Raw genomic sequence first — 19,186 nt, forward strand, 5'->3', positions numbered from 1 at the left:
GGGATCCTACGACCGCCGCGGGTCAGGCGATGAAACGGGTACGCCGCCGGCGCGCGACAACTACGACAGCGACCCCGGCAACCACCAGAAGCGCGGCGAGCCCGCCCAGCAGCCCGGCCGTCGGCCCGGTGACCGGCAGACCGCCACCCGCTCCCCCACCCGCTCCCCCATCCGCTACGGGAGTGGTGGTCGGGGACGGGGACGGGGACGGGGACGGCGATGAGGTGGGGGAAGACGTGGACGACGGGTTGAGGACCAGGACCGTGGCGTTGTTCGTCACGTCGCTCTCGTCCGGAAACGGCAGCGGCTCGTCCACCGAGAAGTCGCCCTCGTAGTGGTAGGCGTGGATCTGCACGGGTGCCTTCGCGTCGGGGACGACCCGGTCGACCCGGAGCTTGAAGTCGAAGGTCTTCTCCTCACCCGGATGGATCCAGATGAGCTGATCGCTGTCGTTACCGGCGCCCGGCGAACCCCGGCGGCCCACTCCGCACCAGTAGCGGCCCTCGTGACCGGGCGTGGCGTCGCACTCGCCGGGGACTGCGGTGACGGTGGTGCCGGGCGAGGCCGTGAAGTAGACGCCCAGCATGTCGGCGTACGCGAGCATGATGCTGTAGGGCGCCGCGTTGCGGAAGCCGACGGTGGCGGTGACGACGGCGCCCGCCTTGCCCCGCACCGGTGACGTGACGACCGGGACCACATCGTTGCCGGTCTGGCCGCCCACGGCGAGGTGGAACTGGGCAGCGTTGTTGGAAGGGTCGTGGTCCTGCTGGCCCGTGCGGGCGGCGGCAGTCGCGACCGGCTCCAGCTTCAACGGCGCGGCGGTGCCTGGGGTGCCCGCCGGCTCGGGGGTCTGCCCGTTGACCGCGGACCACACCTCGATGATCGCGCCGGGGGCGTTCAGGGGTGCGTCCGCCCTGGCCTTCAGGGGAATCCTCGCCGTGTACTCCGTGCCGGGAGCGAGGTCCTGGTCGAACCGGCACGAGAGGGGCAGACCGCGCTCGTCGTAACGGCAGTTCCCGAACTTCACCGGCGCGGAGTCCACCAGCAGGTGCGACCGGTATGAGCCACCGCCGAGCCGCAGGAAGGACAGTATGGGGGTGTGGACGGTCGTGTCACCGGTGTTCACCACGTCAACCGGCAGGGTGAAGTCCTCCCCCACCCGCGGGGTCAGGTCGGTGTCGGCCACCTTGGCGGCCAGGTTGACCGCCTCGGCCAGCTCGATCGGCGCGTCGGCCGTGCTCGGAGCCGCGAGGTTGTCAGCGCGCAGCGTCGCCTTGATCACAACGGTGTCGCCTACGTGGGCGCCCGGTGTGGTGGCCACCTCGAGTGCGGAAGTGGAGTTCACCGGCGAGTAGCCGCTGTTGATGGTGACCCCGAGACAGGTGACCCGGGTCCCGTCCCCGGCGGTCGTGCACCGGTCCTTCGTGGAGACGACCTTCAGCTCGGGCGGCAGCTCGTAGGTGATCGTCGGGTTGACGAGCCGCGACGAGTTCCCCTCGTAGCTGTACAGCCACGGCTTGGCGGTGCCGGCACCCACGCTGAGCACCACGGTGTGGGCCCCGATCGGGTATTCCAGCGCGGCGAGCGCGGGTCGCGGGAACACCATGGACAGTGCGGCGCCGAGCAGGACCGCTGCCGCGGCCGCCCGCCGGGATCTGCGATGCATCAGAACTCCCCCGTTGCCGGCCCACGGTGGCGCGGGCGGTCGAGGCAAGATATTCGATGCCCGCCTGCCCGCGCGACCCCGCTCAACCCGGTGGCGGGTCGTCGCCGGACAGTGCCCCGCGGTTCTGCAACGAGAAGAGCAGCAGGAACGACGGCACCACCAGGACGACCACGAGCACTGCGACCACCAGCAGCGCGCGCAGGGACGCCTCCGGGGCCGCCGAGCCGGCGAGGGTGAACCCGCCCCGCGGCACCACGACCGGGTACTGCGCGGTGCCCCAGGCCCCGACGACCGCGGCGATGCCGGTCCAGGCGAGGATGCGGACTCCCCGCGTACGGTGCAGGAAGAGCCGGACCACGACGGCCAGGCCGCAGGCGGCAGCGAGCGCGGTCAGCGGCAGTGCCCGGCCCAGGAGCCGGTCGGCGAGCCGGGCGTTCGCCGTGTGCAGCACCACCAGGCAGACGATCGACGAGAGCCCGGTCACCACGCCCGCCCACTGGGCCCGCACGGCGAAATATCGCTCCAGCTCCGGCGTTTCCCGGGCCTCCCGCACCAGGTACGCGGCCGCGAGGTACGCCCCCGCGGCCACGAACAGCACCCCGCACGCGGGGGCGAAGTACCAGCCGTGCCCGCTCACCACCAGGCCGATCGCCCAGCCCATGCAGAACGGCGTCACGATCGACGACGCGGCGAAGGTGCCGTTGAGCAGGCGCCGGAGTCCGGGCGTACGCGTGGTGGCGAGAAACGCGAAGGCCGCGCCGCGCAGCACTATGCCCAGCAGAGCGAGCCAGAGCGCGGGCGCCGCGACCGTCCACACGCTCGCCGAGGCCGCGGGGAAGCCGGTGAAGAACAGCACCAGCCCGAAGACCAGCCACACATGGTTGGACTCCCACACGGGGGTGACCGACGCCGCGATCAACCGCCGCGCCCCGGGATCGCGGGCGGCCAGGAGGTTCCAGAAACCGGCGCCGAAGTCCGCACCGCCGAACGTGACGTAGAGCGTCGCCGTCACGAGCAGGGCCACCGCCACCAGCGTCGCGGTCATCGCGCCGCCATTCTGCGCAGCAGGGCCAGCGTGGCCGCACCGAGCACGGTGTAGACGAGCACGACCACCACCAGCGCGGGTACGACGTTCTCGCTGGTCATGGCGTCGGCGGTCGTGAGGTAGCCGTAGACGACCCAGGGTTGACGGCCGACCTCGGTGACGATCCAGCCGCACTCCATCGCCACCACGGCGGCCGGGCCGGCGACGACCGCGGCCCACCAGAACAGCCGTCCGCCCGGAAGTGACCGGCGGCGGCGCCACACGACCAGCGCCCACAGCGGGAGCAGGATCAGCAGGGTGCCGATCCCGACCATCGTGTCGAAGCTGAGGTGCAGCAGGGTCGGCGACGGCGGTCGCAGATCGGTGGGGACACTGTCCAGGCCGGTCACCACGGTCCGCGGGCTGAAACCGACCAGCACCGAATCCATGTCCGGGATCGGGATGCCCCCGTAGACCGTGCCGTCGAGATAGATGCCGCCCAGGTATTCGGGTTGCTGGGCGCCGGTCGTGGTCACGTATTCCATCGCCGCGAACTTGACCGGCTGATCGTGCGCGACGGCCCGGGCCGCGACGTCGCCGAGCAGAAATTCGACCGGAGCGAGGACGCCTGCCAGGACGAACGGGATCAGGAACCCCAATCGGTGATAACGGTCCCGGCGACCCTTCAGCCAACCGTACGCATAGACGCCCGCGGTCAGGAACCCGGTCACGAGATACGCGGCCACGGTCATGTGCGGCACCTCGTAGAAGAACGCGTGGTTGAAGAAGACCTCGAGGGGCCGTACCTGGGTGATCCGCCCGTCGACAACGGTGAACCCGCCGGGCTGATTCATCCAGGCGTTCACGGCGACCACGGACGCCGCCCCGGCGATGCCGCTGACCGCCACGGGAACGCCGGTCCACCAATGTGTCCAACCCCGTAACCGCCGCCACCCATACACGTAGATGGCGGTGAAAACGGCTTCGAGCAGAAAGAAAATGCCCTCGAACCCGAAGGGCAACCCGAGCACCGCGCCGTATTTCGCCATCAGTCCCGGCCAGAGCAGACTCATCTCGAACGAGAGCACCGTGCCGGTGACCGCCCCCACGGCCACCAGCACGGCGAGCGCCTGCGACCAGCGCCGGGCGAGCAGCATCGCGGTGTCGTTGCCCCGCCGCAGCCCTATTCCCTCCGCGATCAGCACCAGGGTCGGCAGGGCGATGCCGAGGCACGCGAGAATGATGTGGAATCCCAGCGTGCCCCCCATCAGGACGCGGGCGGTCACGCGCTTGCCACGATCTCGACAACGACGTGCTTCATCAGTGGCTGGTCGCTCTGGGAACTGACATCGCCGATGGGGCACAGGACGTTCAGCTCGGGCATGTATCCGGCCGCGTTGCCGGGTGGCACGTCGTATCGCATCGCCTGGTAGCCGTACACATGTCTGCGGGTGCCGTCCTTGGCCAGGCTCGTCACATCCACCCTGTCGAATTCGGCGAGGCCCCGGTCGGCCATGTCCCGCTCGTTCATGAAAATGACCGTCCGGGTGCCGCGCAGGCCCCGGTAACGGTCGTCGTTCGAGTAGATGGTGGTGTTCCACTGGTCGTGCGACCGCATCGTCGACAGCATCAGGAACCCCGGCGGGACCTCGAGATCGGGCAGCGCGGCGGCGGAGAATTCGGCGTGCCCGGACGGCGTCAGGAATTCCCGCTCCCGCGCGGGCTGCGGAATGCGGAACCCGAGCCGGTCGCGGACCTTGCGGTTGAACCCCGCGAAGCCGTCGAGCACCTCGGCCATGGTGTCGCGGATCCGGTCGTAATCGTCGGTGTACTCGGCCCACGGTGTTCGCGATTCCGGCAGGGTGGCAGCGGCCATCCCGGCGATGATGGCCGGCTCGGACAGCAGGTAGGGCGACGCCGGCCGTTTCGAACCGCGGGACAGATGAACCTCGCTCATCGCGTCCTCGACGGAGATCGACTGCGGGCCGGTCTTCTGCACATCCCTTTCGCTGCGGGCTATGCAGGGCAGGATGAGGGCGTCCCGGCCGTGCACGAGATGGCTGCGGTTCAGCTTCGTGCTCACGTGCACAGTGAGATCGCACTGACGCAGAGCCTGCGACGTGTACGCCGTATCCGGCGCGGCCAGCACGAAATTGCCGCCCATTCCCACGAACACCCTGACGTCCCCGCGCCGCATCGCCTCGATCGTCGCGACGGTGTCCAGACCGTGCTCCCGGGGCGGATCGATCCCGCACACCTCGGCGAGCTTGTCCAGGAACGCCGCCGTGGGCCGGTGATCGATGCCGCACGTCCGGTTGCCCTGCACGTTGCTGTGGCCCCGCACCGGGCTCGGCCCGGCACCCTCCCGCCCCAGATTCCCGCGCAACAGGAGCAGATTCACGATCTCGCGGACGGTGTCGACGCCGTGCTCCTGCTGGGTGAGGCCGAGACACCAGCTGATGACCGTACGCTCCGAGCGGATGTAGACGCCGGCGAGCTGCCGGATCTGCTCCTCGTCCACCCCGGACCCGGCGACGATGTCCTCCCAGGACGTCGTTACCACCAGATTCCGGTAGGCCTCGAACCCGTCGGTGTACCGGTCGAGGAAATCGGGGCTCACGGCACCGGCCTCGATCGTCGCCTTCGCCACGCCCCGCAGCAGGGCCATGTCCCCGCCGATCCGCGGCTGCACATTCATCGTCCCGATCCGCGTCGGACGAAACGTCGCCATCGCCAGGATCTCGTGCGGCACGATCGTGTCCCGCGACGCCGCCTCGACAAGCGGATTGATGTGCACGATCTGAGCACCACGGCGGTACGCATCGGAAAGCGCGGTCAGCATCCGCGGGGCATTCGAGGCGGCGTTCACCCCCATCACGACAATGGCGTCGGCCTTCTCCCAGTCGTTCAGGTCGCAGGTCCCTTTGCCGGTGCCCAGGGACGCCTGCAGAGCCCGGCCGCTCGCTTCGTGGCACATGTTGGAGCAGTCGGGAAGATTGTTGGTGCCGTATTCGCGTACCCAGAGCTGGTAGAGAAAGGTCGCCTCGTTGGCCAGTCGTCCGGAGGTGTAGAACGCTGCCCGATGCGGGCTGTCCAGTCCCCGCAACGCCCGGCCCACCAGCTCGAACGCGTCGGCGAACAGCTCGCGGCCCGCGCGCTTCGCGGTCATCTCCCAGGTGACGTGCTTGATCCCGTTCTCGCAGAGGTCGAGCTTCAGGCCGTCGGTCGCATCCGGCCACGCACAGCCCGGGCAGTCGAAGCCGCTCCCCTCATGGTTCATGGTGAACAGCGCCTTCGCCGCCTGCCCGGGAACGCCGCTCGCGGCGACGACCTTGCCGACACTCACCGCCGCACCCCAGCCGGCCGCGGGGTGGGTGTAGTCCTTCTGCCGTGGCTTCCCGGTGACAGCGGGTCCCCGGCCGGCAGAAGGCACACCCGGCGCACCACCGAGCATGGCCGCCTCACGCGGGCCTACCTGCTTCTCGTTGATGTCCATAGCCCGCGCCGCTCAGCTGGCCGGGTTGGTGAAGGTCGTGCCGCCTTTGCGGAAGACGTACTCGTAGAGGACGGCGGCCAGGCTGCCGCCGAGGATCGGGCCGGCGAGGTACGCCCACCAGTCGACGAACTCGCCCGCGACCAGCATCGGGCCGAGGGCGCGGGCGGGGTTGACGCCGGCTCCCGTGACCGGACCGGCGATGAAGATGGCGACTGCGAGGGCGAGGCCGATCGCCAGGGCCGCCCCGGCCCGCGGCACTCTCGGGTCGGTGGCGACGGAGATCACGACCAGCACCAGGATGAAGGTGACGATCGCTTCGGTGAGCAGGACCCGGCCCGCGCCGACCGCCCCGGCCGGTCCCGTGGCGCCCAGGTCCGCCACCGTGCGGGCGCCCCAGCCGTCGATGGCCCAGGCGGCGAGCGCTGCCACGACCGCGCCGCCGAGCTGGGCCAGGACGTACGCCGGGACGTCGCGCCACGGGAACCTGCGGGTGACGGCGAGGGCGACGGTGACGGCGGGGTTCACGTGTGCGCCACTGATGTGGCCGAGGCCGGCGACGACGACGATCAGCGCGAACCCGCCGGCCAGGGGCACCGCCAGGGACTCCCAGGCGCCCCCGGCGACCGGCTCGCCCAGCGCCGCCGGGATCACCGTGGCGATGATCGCGAGGACCAGGACGAACGTGCCGACGAACTCGGCGGCGACGGCCCGGGCCACCTCGGTGCCGAGGCGGTGACCGTGCAGGCCGGTGGGGGCGGTCGCGAGGCGTTTGCCGATCAGCGGGGGCATGGTGGTGTCGGTCTGCATGGTGATCGTCTCCAACGTCAGGGCTGTTACGTCCCCAGCGTGGAGGGATCACCGTGCGGTCACCTCACGCGGCGGCGGATTGTGTTGCTCTCCTCCTCCGGATGAAGCCCACGACGGTGGGAATCGCCCACCAGATCGCGTACGCCCAGTGCGTGAAGTAGGCGACCGGGATCGCGAGCAGGAATGCCGCGGCGACGGTCAGCGTCCGGGCGACGGCGACCCGGAAGTACGCGGCGGAGGTGCCCGGCCTGGCGAGTTCGTGGCGCTGGGCGTACCGCATGATCAGGACGAGGACGACGGCGGCGAGGGCCTGCAGGATCGCGTACAGGGTGAAGGCCATCGGGAAGGAGACCTCGCTGACCAGGAGCTTGGTGGCGAACGGGTTCACCACGACGGTCAGCAGCCAGAGCAGGTTGAGCTGGCCGAGGCGCCGGTTGGTCCACTCGATGTTGCGGAACACCGCGTTGTGGTTCAGCCACTGGGTGCCGATCACGATGAAGCTGATCAGGAACCCGAGGTATTCCTGCCAGGCCTCGCCGAGCGAGCGCCAGGCCTCCCCGACCGCCTCCCCGTGCGGGACGGGCAGTTCGAGGACGAGCAGGGTGATGGCGATGGCGATGACGGCGTCGGAGAAGTACACGAGCCGCTCGGTGGGCGACCGGTCGGCGTTGCCGTCCTGCTCCAGCTCCTGCGCGATGAGGGACATCGCGCCAACATACGGCAGTACGCCCGGGCGGTTGCCCGGGCGTACTGGGTGTCTCTTACAGCAAGATCAGGCGGCGAAGTCGAGCTGGCCGCGGAGCTTGACGAGGGCCTTGGTCAGCAGGCGGGAGACGTGCATCTGGGAGATGCCGACCTGGTCCGCGATCTGCGACTGGGTGAGGTTGCCGTAGAAGCGGAGGGTGATGATCTTCCGCTCGCGCTCGTCGAGGGTGGCGAGGGCCGGGGCGAGGGCCGCGCGGGTCTCGGCGAGCTCGAACTCGCTGTCCTCGCCGCCGAGGGTGTCGCCGAGCTCGGTGTTGCCGTCGGCGCTGATCGGGGTGGAGAGGCTGGTCGCGTTGTACGCGCGGGCGCCCTCCAGGCCCTCCAGGACCTCTTCCTCGGTGATCTCGAGGTGGACGGCGATGTCGGCGACCGTCGGCGAGCGGCCCAGGGTGTGGGTGAGGTTGGTGTTGGCGGCCGTGATCGCGAGGCGCAGCTCCTGCAGGCGGCGCGGCACGCGGATCGACCAGGTGCGGTCGCGGAAGTGGCGCTTGATCTCACCGATGATGGTGGGGATCGCGAAGCCGGCGAACTCGACGCCGCGGTCCGCCTCGAAGCGGTCGACGGCCTTGATGAGGCCGATGGTGGCCACCTGGACGAGGTCGTCGAGGGGCTCGCCGCGACCGGCGTAGCGGTTGGCGAGGTGGCGGGCCATCGGCATCCAGGCCTCGATGGTGCGGGCCCGGACGGTGCTGCGCGACGGGTGGCCGGCGGGCATCGCGGCGAGCGCGGCGATCAGCTCGCTGGCCTTGTCCGTCGTGGCCGAAGCGTCAGAGGCGGCCTCGGTCTTGATCGGGGCGGCGGTAACGACGGTCATGGGAGGGACTCCTTCGGCGGCACGGTCTTTCCGGGTCGGCGCACATATGCCCCCGGCCCCACCCTGCCTAAACTCACCTTTTCGGTTACATGTAGATCACCGAAAGTATGAGCTTTACGGAAAATCACTTTCCCTCATCCGCCCGGATCATGCGCCGACGTACTGACGGAGACGGGACGAGCTGGAGAGGGGTGGGACCGTGCAGAGGCGTCCGTTCGACCTGATCCGGCGCGATCCGGTCCTGCTCGCCCTGGTGGCGCTGACCGCGCTGGGCTGGGTGCTCTTCACGCTCTTCGAGGGCGACAACGTCCGTCAGGTGCAGATCTTCTGGGCGTGCCAGGTGCCGCTCGACGCCGCACTGGCCGTGGGCGGGTGGCGCCTGCGCACGCTCGCCCCCGCGCGCTACCGGCGGTTCTGGTCGTCGATCGCGTTCGCCGGCACCTCCTTCACCACGGGTGACAGCTACCAGTTCCTGCACACCCTCCTCGCCGCCGGCACCCCGTCGGTGAACGGCGGCCTGGTCCAGAGCGTGTTCTTCACGATCGGGATGTGCGCCAACGTCCTCGCCTGCCTGATCTTCCCGCAGGGGCTGCGCTCCGGGCGCGAGAAACTCGTCTTCTGGCTCGACGCGGCGACCGTCCTGGTCGGCGGTGGCGTCATGGCCTGGTGTTTCGCCGTCAACCCGATCGACGAGCACACCGACCGGGTGACCGCGAGCATCACCGCCGCGCTGGTCATCGTCGCGGCGTTCTCGGCGACGAAGGTCGCGCTGATCCGCAAGCCCCCGATGGCCCTGATCGCCGCGTGGCCGATGGTCGCGGCGCCGATGGTCCAGGGTGTCGCGACGTTCCTGCCCGGCGCGTTCCAGCACGACAACCACGTGTACGTCCTCGGCATCCGGCTGCTGCCCTCACTGCTGATCGCGGTCGGGCCGAGGATCCAGGAGATCACGGTACGCATCGAGGGCACGGGCACGCGCAAGAAGCGGCGCCCGTACAGCCTGCTGCCGTACGGGATGATCGCCCTGACCTTCCTGGTCTTCTTCGCCATGCTCCCGGCGCACGTGTCGACCCAGTTCTGGGGCGCCCTCGCCGGTGTCGTCGTGATCACCGCGCTGGTCGCCGCGCGGCAGCTCGTGGCGTTCCAGGACAACGTCGTGCTGATCCGGCGCCTCGACACCGCCCTCGGCGAGCTGAAGGACCAGGAGGTACTGCTGCGCGAGCAGGCCGCCTCCGACGCGCTGACTCACCTCGCCAACCGCACCACGTTCAACGCCGAGATGGACCGGCTGGGCGGATCGGGCGAACGCACCGTGCTCCTGATCGACCTCGACGACTTCAAGACGATCAACGACACGATGGGGCACGCCGCGGGCGACGCCCTGCTGATCACGATCGCCGAGCGGCTGCGCGCCGCGGTCCGCGCGGACGACCTGGTGGCCCGGCTCGGCGGTGACGAGTTCGCGGTCCTGCTCAGCGGCACACCGGGCGCGGAGGCCGGTCGCGTCGCCGAGCAGATCCTCGGCCGGGTCGCGGAGCCGGTCACCATCCAGCAGCACACGATCGCCGCGCGCGCCAGCATCGGCGTCGCCGCCGCGAGCCCCGGCGACGAGCCGTCCGCGCTGCTCAGCAACGCCGACATCGCGATGTACGAGGCCAAGCGGCGCGGCAAGGGCACCTGGGTGCTCTACAGCGACGAGATGGGCGCGCGGATCGGCGCCGAGGCCGAAATGATCCGGGAGCTGTCGCAGGCCGTGGACGAGGGGCAGTTCATGCTCGCGTATCAGCCGATCGTCCGGCTCGACGACTCCGCGCTGACCGGCGTGGAGGCGCTCATCCGCTGGAACCACCCGGCCCGGGGCCTGGTCTCGCCCGAGGAGTTCATCCCGCTGGCCGAACGCTCCGGGCTGATCGTCGCGATCGGCGACTGGGCGCTGCGCGAGGCCTGCCGCCAGGCCGCCGACTGGCGGGCTACCTATCCGGGCGCGGCGCACATGACGGTCGGGGTGAACGTCGCCGGGCGCCAGCTGCGTACGGGCACGTTCGTCGACGACGTGGCCCAGGTCCTGGCGGCGACGGGCCTGCCCGCGGGCTGCCTCAACATCGAGGTCACCGAGACCGCCGTCCTCGACGACACGGAGTCGCACGAGGCGATGCTGAGCCTGCGCGGGCTCGGCGTACGGCTGGCCCTCGACGACTTCGGCACCGCGGCGTCGTCGCTGGGCCTGCTGCTCACCTGCCCGGTCACCACGCTCAAACTGGACCGCTCGTTCGTCGAGTCGATCACCACGGTCGGCCGGCAGGCAGCGGTCGCCACCGCGGTCAGCCAGATGGCCACCGCCCTGGACTTCGCGTCGGTCGCCGAGGGCATCGAGACCGAGGAGCAGCGTGACCTGCTGCAGAAACTCGGCTATCAGTACGGCCAGGGCTACTACTTCTCCCGCCCGCTCCCCGCCGCCCGCATGGGCGAGCTGTGGGCCGCCGTGCCGTCCCTCACTCGATAACATCCCGTTGTGGAAATCATCGGTACGGTCACCGCTAACCAGCCGCTGCTAGTCATGGCCGTGCACCTCGAAGCCGAGGCGCTGGCGAGTGACCTCCCCGTCCTGCTGACGGGCATGGGGAAGGTCAACGCGGCCCTGGCGGTGGCCACGGTCCTGGCGCGCGGCCCGCACCCCAGCGAGATCATCAATCTGGGTACGGCCGGAGGTCTGCGCCCGGGCCTGACCGGTACGCACACCATCGGCACCGTGCTCCAGCACGACCTCGACAGTGACGCGCTGCTCCGCATCACCGGCATCCTGACCGGCCCCCCGCTGCTGGTCGGCGATCCGGACGGCCCCACGCTGGCCACCGGCGACTCGTTCATCGCCGACGAGGTGACCCGCGACCGCCTCGCCGTGCACGCCTCGCTGGTCGACATGGAGGGCTACGCGGTGGCAGCGGCGGCCCAGGCGGCGGGCGTACCCGTCAGGCTGGTGAAGCATGTCAGCGACGACGCCTCCGAGCAGGCCGGCAGGACGTGGCAGCAGTCGGTCGCGGAGTGTGCCAAGTCGCTCGCCGCCTGGGTCGCGGAGAACGTCCACCGCTGAGTCGTAGCCAGGACCTGGCGGTCCTATGACAACCGGACCACTGGTTGATCTCCGGGCGCTGCCCCACGATCGGTGCATGACAAGCACAGCCACGTCGTGTGACACCGGGACCCTGGCCTTCGTGGGCGAGTTCGTCCGGAGGCCGATGGCGGTCGCGTCGCTCACCCCCAGCGGCCGGGCCCTCTCGCGGCGGGTGATCGCGCCCGTGCCGTCGTCCGGTGACCCGGTCGTGGTGGAGCTGGGCCCGGGCACCGGGGCGTTCACCCGCCTGATCCAGTCGCAGCTCGGCGGGCGCGGCCGGCACATCGCGGTGGACGTCAACGAACGGTTCACCGCCCTGCTCGGCGAGCGGTTCCCCGGCGTCGACGTGCTGACCGCCGACGCCCGGCACCTGCCCGCGACGCTCGACGGGCTCGGGCTCGACCGCGCCGACGTGATCGTCAGCGGCCTGCCCTGGGCGGCGTTCCGGCGCCCGCTGCAGCGCGAGGTTCTCGACGCCGTGGTGACCTCGCTCGCCCCCGGTGGAGCGTTCACGACGTTCGCCTACGTCCACGCCCGCTGGACCGGCCCGGCGCGGCACTTCCGGCGCGCGCTGGAGAACCGGTTCGACGAGGTCGTGGTGGGCCGCACGGTGTGGGCGAACCTCCCGCCCGCGCTGGTCTACCACTGCCGCCGCCCCCTTTCCTGAACGATCTTTCACGTGTCGCCCGCCACATCGGGGGCCCGCGCGGAATGACCGCCCGGGTGGACCGGGTTGGGTTGGCGAGGATAGATCTTTTTCGTTTACCGAGGTGGAACCCGTGATGGACGTGCGATCCGATGCCGTCGTGCTCTTCGGCGTGACCGGGGACCTGGTCTCCAAGAAGCTGTTCCCCGCGCTGTACGAGCTGACGCGCCGCGGCCGGGTGCCCGCCACGGTCATCGGTTTCGCCCGGTCGCCGTGGGACCAGCAGCAGCTCGTGACGGCGGCCCGCAAGTCGGTCACCGAGGCCGGAATCGACGTCGACGAGGACGTCTTCGAGGATCTGGCCGGCCGGCTGAGCATGATCTCCGGTGACTACGCCGACCCGGAGACGTACGCGCGGCTCGCCGACGCCCTCGCCGGTGCCGAGCGCCCGCTGTTCTACTTCGCGATCCCGCCGGCGGTCTTCGACGCCGTCGTCGAGGGCCTCAAGGGTGCCGGGCTCGCCGACCGCGGCCGCGTCGTCGTGGAGAAGCCGTTCGGGCACGACCTGGCGTCGTCGCACGAGCTCGCCGCGACCCTGCGCGGCGCGTTCGCCCCGGAGCGCACCTTCCGCATCGACCACTACCTGGGCAAGGAGCCGGTCGAGGGCATCACGCTGTTCCGCTTCGCCAACGCCGTCTTCGAACCGCTGTGGAACCGCGAGCACATCGCGAGCGTGCAGGTCACGGTCGCCGAGAAGTTCAGCACGCAGGGCCGGGCCGGCTTCTACGACAAGGTCGGCGCGACCCGCGACGTGCTGCAGAACCACATCCTGCAGGTCGTCGCGCTGCTCGCGATGGAGGAGCCCGCCGACGACACACAGGAAGCCTTCCAGGCCGCGGAGGCCGCGGTGCTGCGCCAGGCCGCCGCGCTCTCCCCGGAGACGACGGTGCGCGGACAGTACGAGGGCTACCGCGACGAGCCGGGCGTCGCCACCGGCTCGCAGACCGAGACGTTCGTGGCGACCCGGCTGACGGTCGACAACGAGCGCTGGGCGGGCGTGCCGTTCTACCTGCGCACCGGCAAGTCGATGCCGGTCACGTCGACCGAGGTCGTCGTCGAGTTCAAGGGCGCGAAGCCCGGCACCGGTAATCTTCTGCGCTTCCAGCTCGGCAAGAAGGACGGCATCTCGCTGACGGTGCAGGTCAAGCGGCCCGGTGCCGACGTGACCGCGCAGACCGTCTCCCTCGCCGTCGACTTCGACGACGTGCTGGAGCCGCGCCGCGAGGCGTACGAGCGGCTGCTCGACGACGCCATGGACGGTGAGCACCTGCGCTTCGCCCGCGAACAGGCCATCGAGCAGGAGTGGCGGATCGTCGAGCCGATCCTGGACCTCGAGTCGGGCGTTCTCGCGTACCCACAGGGAAGTTGGGGTCCGGACGAGGCCGACGCCCTCGCCGGGGGCTGGGCCTGAGGTTTCGTAGAAGGGCGGGGCTGCGGCCTCGCCCTTTACGTTCGTGATGTGCGTGCACTGACATCGGGAGTGTCGCTTCGCCCGCCGCCGGAGAAACATGGCCGTTACGAGAACGTAACGATGCGTGTCGATCGGGAGGCTGCGATGCCAGGCAACAGAGCGGTTGTCTATCAGGGTGCGGGGCAGGTCGAGGTCCGTGACACCGACTATCCGACGTACGAGCTGCAGGACGGTCCCGGCGTCAACAAGGAGAACGTCGGGCGCAAGGTCCCGCACGGGGTGATCCTCAAGACCGTCGCCAGCAACATCTGCGGCAGCGACCAGCACATGGTCCGGGGGCGCACGACCGCACCCGAGGGCCTGGTGCTCGGCCACGAGATCACCGGTGAGGTCGTCGACGTGGGGCCGGACGTCGAGTTCATCAAGGTGGGGGACCTGTGCTCCGTACCGTTCAACATCTCCTGCGGCCGGTGCCGTAACTGCAAGGAACGCAAGACCGGCGTCTGCCTCAACGTCAACCCCGACAGGCCAGGATCGGCCTACGGGTACGTCGACATGGGCGGCTGGGTCGGCGGACAGGCCGAATACGTGCTGGTGCCGTACGCGGACTGGAACCTGCTCAAATTCCCGGACCGCGACCAGGCCATGGAGAAGATCCTCGACCTCGCCATGCTGACGGACATCTTCCCCACCGGCTACCACGGCTGCGTCAGCGCCGGCGTCACCAGCGGCTCCACGGTCTACATCGCGGGCGCCGGACCGGTCGGACTCGCCGCGGCGACCTCGGCGTACCTGCTGGGCGCCGCCGTCGTGATCGTCGGTGACCTGAACGAGGAGCGGCTGGCCCAGGCCCGCAGCTTCGGCTGCGAGACCATCAACGTGGCCGACGGCGACCCTGCCGACCAGGTCCAGCAGATCCTCGGACACGACGCACCGGCGATCGGTCAGCCACTCGTGGACTCCGCGGTGGACGCGGTCGGCTTCGAGGCGCGCGGCCACGGCGAGAACGCACAGACGGAGATGCCGGCCACCGTGCTGAACTCCCTGATGACGGTGACCCGGGCGGGCGGCGCGATCGGCATCCCGGGGCTCTACGTCACCGGCGACCCGGGCGGGGTCGACGACGCCGCCAAGGTGGGATCGTTGTCGCTGCGACTCGGCCTGGGCTGGGCGAAGTCCCACTCCTTCGTCACCGGCCAGTGCCCCGTCATGAAATACAACCGCGAACTGATGATGGCGATCCTGCACGACCGCGTCCAGATCGCGAAGAACGTCAACGCCACACCCATCCGGCTGGACCAGGCCGCCCAGGGCTACGCCGACTTCGACAAGGGCGCGGCCCGCAAGTACGTCCTCGACCCGCACGGCGTCATCGCCTGACGGGACCGCCCTGCCGGGGTCGCCCTTCTGGGGCCACCCTGGTGGGGCCGCCCCTGGTTTGGCCCCTTCAATCGGCCCTGCGGGCCGCCTGCATGAGCGGGACGATGGTGGTGAGCGCGTGCCGGCGGTTCTCCGGGCTGGTCGCCGCGAGGAGGTCGGCCCGCGGGTCCCACGGGTGCTCGAGCATGCCGGCCACCGCCCGGGCCGTGTCGGTGTTCTCCAGCCGGTCGATCAGGTGCAGTGCCATGTCGATGCCGGCGGTGATGCCCGCGCTGGTCACCACCGGGCCGGCGTCCACCCAGCGCCGGTCGCGGACGACCTCGACCTTCGGGTGCTGCCCGGCCAGCTCGTCCAGGACGAGCCAGTGGGAGGTGGCGGCCCGGCCGTCGAGCAGCCCGGCCGCGGCGTAGACCATCGCGCCGTTGCAGACCGAGGTCATGACCGTGCCGTTCTCGGCGAGGCCCCGCATCCGGGCCAGATGGGCCCGGTCGGCGTAGAGCGTGTCGATACCCGCGCCGCCGGGGTGCACGACGAGGTCGGGCCGGGGCTCGTCGTCGATCCCGCCGTCCGGGGTGACCGTCAACCCCAGCGCGCAGCGTACGGGCGCCCCGTCGAGGCTGGCCGTACGCACGCTCACCGGACGGGTCGCCACCGTCTGCCAGATCCGGAGCGTCTCCCACGGGCCGGTGAAGTCCAGCTCCTCGACGCCGTCGAAGAGGAGCACGGTGATGCGGTAGGGCCGTGTGTCCGTCATGCCCTCATCCTTCGCGCCCCGCCCCGTCGCGACGAGTAGCAGGAATGCCCCTGGTCGATAAGATTCCGCCATGACCGGTTCGTCTCGGCGGCGCCATCGCGTCGCGGTGCTCGCCCTCGACGGCGTGCAGCCGATGGAGGTCGGCATGCCGTTCCAGATCTTCGGCCTCCACGACCGCCGCTACGACGTCATCCTGTGCGGACAGTCCGCCGGGCCGGTCGAGACCCTCCACGGCTGGTCGCTCACCGCGCCGTACGGCCTCGACGAGGTGTTCACGGCGGACACGGTGATCGTGCCGGCCTACGGGGGCTCGGAGCGGGACACCCCACCGGATGCCACCCCGGACGTGCGGGACGCGCTCCGCGAGGCGCACTCCCGGGGCGCGCGGATCGCCACCATCTGCACGGCCGCGTTCGCCCTGGCCTCCACCGGCCTGCTCGACGGCAAGCGCGCGACCACCCACTGGCTGCTCACCGACGAGCTGGCCCGCCGGCATCCGCGCATCGAGGTCGACCCCGGCGCGCTCTACGTCGACACCGGCTCCCTGATCACCTCGGCCGGGGTGGCCAGCGGCATCGACCTCTGCCTGCACCTGCTACGCCGGGACTGCGGCGCGGCCACGGCCACCGCGATCGCCCGCGGAATCGTGGCCGCGCCCCACCGCGAGGGCGGCCAGGCACAATACGTGACCCACCCGCCCGCGCCACCGAACCGCACCGAGCTGAGCGCGACCCTGGAGTGGGCCCTGCACCGCCTCGACAATCCGCTGACGGTCGCCGCACTGGCCGCGCACGCCACCGTCGCCGAGCGTACGTTCGCACGGATGTTTACCGCGCAGCTCGGGATCAGCCCGATCAGGTGGCTCACCGCCGCCCGGATCACCCGCGCCCGCGAGCTGCTCGAGACGACCGACGCCAGCATCGACCACATCGGCCAGGCATGCGGCATGGGCACCCCGGCAAACTTCCGCCACCACTTCCGGCTCGCGACTGGAACCACCCCGACCGCCTACCGCCGCACCTTCTCGTCCCGCACTTTCACCCACGGACCATGAGGGGCGACCGCCTGGCAGGTGTTCATCAGCCACCTCGGCTCCCCGAAGGGGCCGCCCTGCCGCGCCGGTCTCTGCTCCCGGCGCGGCAGGCCCCCGATCCACCGGCGCTCCCGTGACGGCAGCGCCGGCGACCCCGATCTGGTGCGTGCACACCAATAGCGCCCCGATGCAGGACGCACGGCCCGATCCGATCGGCGCCCACCGGCATGACCTGAGCATTCCGCCCGCACGAACGCCGGCCCTACGCGTCGAGGCAGGTGCCGTCCGACTGCCTCGGACATCAGGCTCCGCAGGTGGCAGGTGGGGACGCCGTGCGGTGCAGTCGCGTTCGGGCGTGCCTCATGGCCCGGTCTGATCGGCTGCCACGCCGCGGATCTGAGGGATCTCCCGGAATCGTGCCACGTGGTGGTCGACTGTGGATCTCTGGTGGCGGGGGCGGATTAGGGTTTTCCCAACATCGTTTGTTCACGGGGAGTTTCAGGATGAGTTTTCTCAAGCGGGCCGCTGTTGCCGCGACGGCAGCTGTCATTGTCTCTGCCGGGCTGTTCGCCGGGCCGGCTGATGCCGCTGCGGCCAAGCCGGCGGTTGTTGTCGACTACGGCAGTGCGAAGGTTGTCACGAAGGTGAAGCCGAAGACGATCCGGCCGTACAAGGACGTCTCCTACACCAGCGTGCACTGGACGAAGCTGACCGGCAGCACCGGCTATGCGACGGCTGTCCGGAAGGTCAACACCTGCGTGCCGGACTGCGCGACCGGGAAGGTCAAGTCGGACAAGGTGAGCCTGAAGTTCACCCGGGTGCGCAAGGCCTCGAACCACAGGAACGTCTTCACGCGGGTGCGGGTGACCGTCATCAAGACGCACAAGGTCACCACCCACGCGCTGCCGACCTCGGTCAGCTGACACCGGACAACCCTCGAACCCCTGGTGCCACGGTGGCACCAGGGGTTCCGTGCGCAGAGGGCTCAGGGCTCAGGGCTTGGCGGCGAAGACCATGATGCCGAGGCACATCTCGTCGCTGGTGCCCTCGCCCCAGACGACGTAGCGGGGCGGGAGTTTCTGCAGCTGGGGCAGTTGCTTGCGCAGGGTCGCGTCGTGGGTGCAGGTGACCCGGACGGTGTCGCCCCGCTTGACCTGGACGGGTTTCGGGAGCGGGACGAGGGCCTGGTTGTCGAAGTCGTAGCGGGGGACGTCGATGACCGTCTGCGCGGCGGGCGTACCCGGATTGATCTCGACCTTGATCGATCGTCCCAGCAGGTGCATGTGACCGGCGGCCATGAGGATCGTGCCGTCCTGGTCGATGGGCTGGTCGCACTGCTGGGTGTTGCCCGGTTTCGGGGCGGCGCCGCCCTGGCACTGCTGGTTGAGGCCCTGGACCATGTCGCCGGATTCGGCGCCGAAGCGTTTCTCGACGTCGGCGACCGCCGTGGCACGGTCGCAGAGGGCACCGGTCGCGCCGGGCTCGCAGGGCAGCTCGATCGGGGCGAAGGCCAGAGCGGTCTGCAGCGACGTCAGTTTCGTGGTGCTGTCGGCGAGGCGCATCTTGATCCCGGACCTGTCCGTGGCCGGGACGCTGCTGTCCACGTTGAGCAGGTTGTAGTGCACCTGCATCACGAGTTTGCTGCCGGGCGGCATCTCGAAGCCGTAGCCGGCCGGCATCAGCGTCTCGCCCGCGCCCGGTGCCCAGTGCGCCACCCAGGCCGTCTGCCCGTCGACCCCGGCGCCGCCGAAGCAGGTCCAGCCCTCGCCGGGGGTCTTCGCGTCGACCGCGACCGCGTCGGCGGACTGCTCCGGGCTGAGCCGGTAGAAGATCGCGTGGTGCACGATCTCGGCGTTCTGCGGCAGGAACGTGCTGCCGGTGAGGTACGCGGTCGACGTCAGCCCGGGGTCGACGAGGAAGCACCTGTACTCGTCGGTGCCGCCGTTGGGCGCGGCCGGGGTGTAGGCCTGCGGGATCGACAGGTCGACGAAGCGTTCACCCGCGCGCAGCGCCGCGGGTGGGGCCGCTGAGCCGGCGGAATGGCCGGAGTGTGCGCTGCTGGAAGCGGGTGGCGCCGCGGCCGGTGAGGAACCGCAGGCGGCGATCAGGCTGAGAGCGGCGAGGGCGGTGACCGTTGCCTTGAGACGCATGGCTGCCTTCCGAGTGGCCGGATGGAAACCCGCTAATCCTCCCAAGAACACCAAGTCGGCGTAAATCA

16 protein-coding genes are annotated in these 19,186 nt (G+C 70.3%); 7 read left to right on the top strand and 9 right to left on the bottom strand.

The window, feature by feature from the left end; genetic code table 11:
* Nucleotides 1-22 precede the first annotated feature (22 nt).
* The 7 genes from Aco04nite_RS33580 to Aco04nite_RS33610 form a co-directional block, all read right to left on the bottom strand.
* Entirely contained in the window at nucleotides 23-1,666 is a 1,644-nt protein-coding gene (locus Aco04nite_RS33580) for a hypothetical protein (protein ID WP_213001260.1), read from the bottom strand.
* Between the two features lie 82 nt (nucleotides 1,667-1,748).
* Nucleotides 1,749-2,711: a cytochrome d ubiquinol oxidase subunit II gene (locus Aco04nite_RS33585; RefSeq protein WP_213001261.1), complete on the bottom strand. Its 963-nt coding sequence runs from the start codon at nucleotides 2,709-2,711 to the stop codon at nucleotides 1,749-1,751.
* Nucleotides 2,708-3,976, bottom strand: a complete 1,269-nt coding sequence (locus Aco04nite_RS33590; protein ID WP_213001262.1) for a cytochrome ubiquinol oxidase subunit I — start codon at nucleotides 3,974-3,976, stop codon at nucleotides 2,708-2,710. Before Aco04nite_RS33590 ends, Aco04nite_RS33585 begins: the two co-directional genes overlap by 4 nt.
* On the bottom strand, nucleotides 3,973-6,186 hold the full coding sequence (locus Aco04nite_RS33595) for an FdhF/YdeP family oxidoreductase (protein ID WP_213001263.1): 2,214 nt from the start codon (nucleotides 6,184-6,186) through the stop codon (nucleotides 3,973-3,975). Before Aco04nite_RS33595 ends, Aco04nite_RS33590 begins: the two co-directional genes overlap by 4 nt.
* Before the next feature lie 12 nt (nucleotides 6,187-6,198).
* Nucleotides 6,199-6,993, bottom strand: coding sequence for an MIP/aquaporin family protein (locus tag Aco04nite_RS33600; protein WP_213001264.1), 795 nt, complete (start codon nucleotides 6,991-6,993; stop codon nucleotides 6,199-6,201).
* Nucleotides 6,994-7,057: 64 nt separating this feature from the next.
* A complete protein-coding gene (locus Aco04nite_RS33605; protein WP_213001265.1) occupies nucleotides 7,058-7,699 on the bottom strand; it encodes a TMEM175 family protein in 642 nt (213 codons plus the stop codon).
* A gap of 66 nt (nucleotides 7,700-7,765) precedes the next feature.
* The gene (locus tag Aco04nite_RS33610) at nucleotides 7,766-8,572 is read right to left on the bottom strand and encodes a SigB/SigF/SigG family RNA polymerase sigma factor (protein ID WP_203843651.1); all 807 of its coding nucleotides are present in this window, start codon (nucleotides 8,570-8,572) and stop codon (nucleotides 7,766-7,768) included.
* Between the two features lie 199 nt (nucleotides 8,573-8,771).
* Here Aco04nite_RS33610 and Aco04nite_RS33615 point away from each other — a divergent pair, with 199 nt between their 5' ends.
* The 5 genes from Aco04nite_RS33615 (at nucleotide 8,772) to fdhA (ending at nucleotide 15,181) form a co-directional block, all read left to right on the top strand.
* Nucleotides 8,772-11,075, top strand: a complete 2,304-nt coding sequence (locus Aco04nite_RS33615; protein WP_213001266.1) for a putative bifunctional diguanylate cyclase/phosphodiesterase — start codon at nucleotides 8,772-8,774, stop codon at nucleotides 11,073-11,075.
* Between the two features lie 9 nt (nucleotides 11,076-11,084).
* The gene (locus Aco04nite_RS33620; protein WP_213001267.1) at nucleotides 11,085-11,663 is read left to right on the top strand and encodes a nucleosidase; all 579 of its coding nucleotides are present in this window, start codon (nucleotides 11,085-11,087) and stop codon (nucleotides 11,661-11,663) included.
* Nucleotides 11,664-11,739: 76 nt separating this feature from the next.
* Nucleotides 11,740-12,351, top strand: a complete 612-nt coding sequence (locus Aco04nite_RS33625) for a class I SAM-dependent methyltransferase (RefSeq protein ID WP_213001268.1) — start codon at nucleotides 11,740-11,742, stop codon at nucleotides 12,349-12,351.
* A 115-nt stretch (nucleotides 12,352-12,466) separates the two neighbouring features.
* A complete protein-coding gene (zwf, locus tag Aco04nite_RS33630) occupies nucleotides 12,467-13,801 on the top strand; it encodes a glucose-6-phosphate dehydrogenase (RefSeq protein ID WP_213001325.1) in 1,335 nt (444 codons plus the stop codon).
* A 144-nt stretch (nucleotides 13,802-13,945) separates the two neighbouring features.
* Entirely contained in the window at nucleotides 13,946-15,181 is a 1,236-nt protein-coding gene (gene fdhA, locus Aco04nite_RS33635) for a formaldehyde dehydrogenase, glutathione-independent (protein ID WP_244876475.1), read from the top strand.
* 67 nt (nucleotides 15,182-15,248) lie between these two features.
* Here fdhA and Aco04nite_RS33640 read toward each other — a convergent pair whose 3' ends face one another.
* Nucleotides 15,249-15,935, bottom strand: coding sequence for a DJ-1/PfpI family protein (locus Aco04nite_RS33640; protein ID WP_213001270.1), 687 nt, complete (start codon nucleotides 15,933-15,935; stop codon nucleotides 15,249-15,251).
* A 70-nt stretch (nucleotides 15,936-16,005) separates the two neighbouring features.
* Here Aco04nite_RS33640 and Aco04nite_RS33645 point away from each other — a divergent pair, with 70 nt between their 5' ends.
* A complete protein-coding gene (locus Aco04nite_RS33645) occupies nucleotides 16,006-16,989 on the top strand; it encodes a GlxA family transcriptional regulator (protein ID WP_213001271.1) in 984 nt (327 codons plus the stop codon).
* 482 nt (nucleotides 16,990-17,471) lie between these two features.
* Complete coding sequence (locus Aco04nite_RS33650) at nucleotides 17,472-17,891, top strand: hypothetical protein (protein ID WP_213001272.1); 420 nt, start codon at nucleotides 17,472-17,474, stop codon at nucleotides 17,889-17,891.
* 69 nt (nucleotides 17,892-17,960) lie between these two features.
* Here the strand turns inward: Aco04nite_RS33650 and Aco04nite_RS33655 are convergent, their stop codons facing one another.
* On the bottom strand, nucleotides 17,961-19,118 hold the full coding sequence (locus Aco04nite_RS33655) for a monooxygenase (protein ID WP_213001273.1): 1,158 nt from the start codon (nucleotides 19,116-19,118) through the stop codon (nucleotides 17,961-17,963).
* Between the last annotated feature and the right edge of the window lie 68 nt (nucleotides 19,119-19,186).

The organism is Winogradskya consettensis, assembly GCF_018332715.1.
Taxonomy (GTDB): Bacteria; Actinomycetota; Actinomycetes; order Mycobacteriales; family Micromonosporaceae; genus Actinoplanes; species Actinoplanes consettensis.

Coding starts and splice junctions, on each gene's coding strand:
- Aco04nite_RS33580 (WP_213001260.1), bottom strand. CDS start 1,666: ATGCATCGCAGATCCCGGCGGGCGGCCGCGGCAGCGGTCCTGCTCGGC.
- Aco04nite_RS33585 (WP_213001261.1), bottom strand. CDS start 2,711: ATGACCGCGACGCTGGTGGCGGTGGCCCTGCTCGTGACGGCGACGCTC.
- Aco04nite_RS33595 (WP_213001263.1), bottom strand. CDS start 6,186: ATGGACATCAACGAGAAGCAGGTAGGCCCGCGTGAGGCGGCCATGCTC.
- Aco04nite_RS33600 (WP_213001264.1), bottom strand. CDS start 6,993: ATGCAGACCGACACCACCATGCCCCCGCTGATCGGCAAACGCCTCGCG.
- Aco04nite_RS33605 (WP_213001265.1), bottom strand. CDS start 7,699: ATGTCCCTCATCGCGCAGGAGCTGGAGCAGGACGGCAACGCCGACCGG.
- Aco04nite_RS33610 (WP_203843651.1), bottom strand. CDS start 8,572: ATGACCGTCGTTACCGCCGCCCCGATCAAGACCGAGGCCGCCTCTGAC.
- Aco04nite_RS33625 (WP_213001268.1), top strand. CDS start 11,740: ATGACAAGCACAGCCACGTCGTGTGACACCGGGACCCTGGCCTTCGTG.
- zwf (WP_213001325.1), top strand. CDS start 12,467: ATGGACGTGCGATCCGATGCCGTCGTGCTCTTCGGCGTGACCGGGGAC.
- fdhA (WP_244876475.1), top strand. CDS start 13,946: ATGCCAGGCAACAGAGCGGTTGTCTATCAGGGTGCGGGGCAGGTCGAG.
- Aco04nite_RS33640 (WP_213001270.1), bottom strand. CDS start 15,935: ATGACGGACACACGGCCCTACCGCATCACCGTGCTCCTCTTCGACGGC.
- Aco04nite_RS33645 (WP_213001271.1), top strand. CDS start 16,006: ATGACCGGTTCGTCTCGGCGGCGCCATCGCGTCGCGGTGCTCGCCCTC.
- Aco04nite_RS33650 (WP_213001272.1), top strand. CDS start 17,472: ATGAGTTTTCTCAAGCGGGCCGCTGTTGCCGCGACGGCAGCTGTCATT.
- Aco04nite_RS33655 (WP_213001273.1), bottom strand. CDS start 19,118: ATGCGTCTCAAGGCAACGGTCACCGCCCTCGCCGCTCTCAGCCTGATC.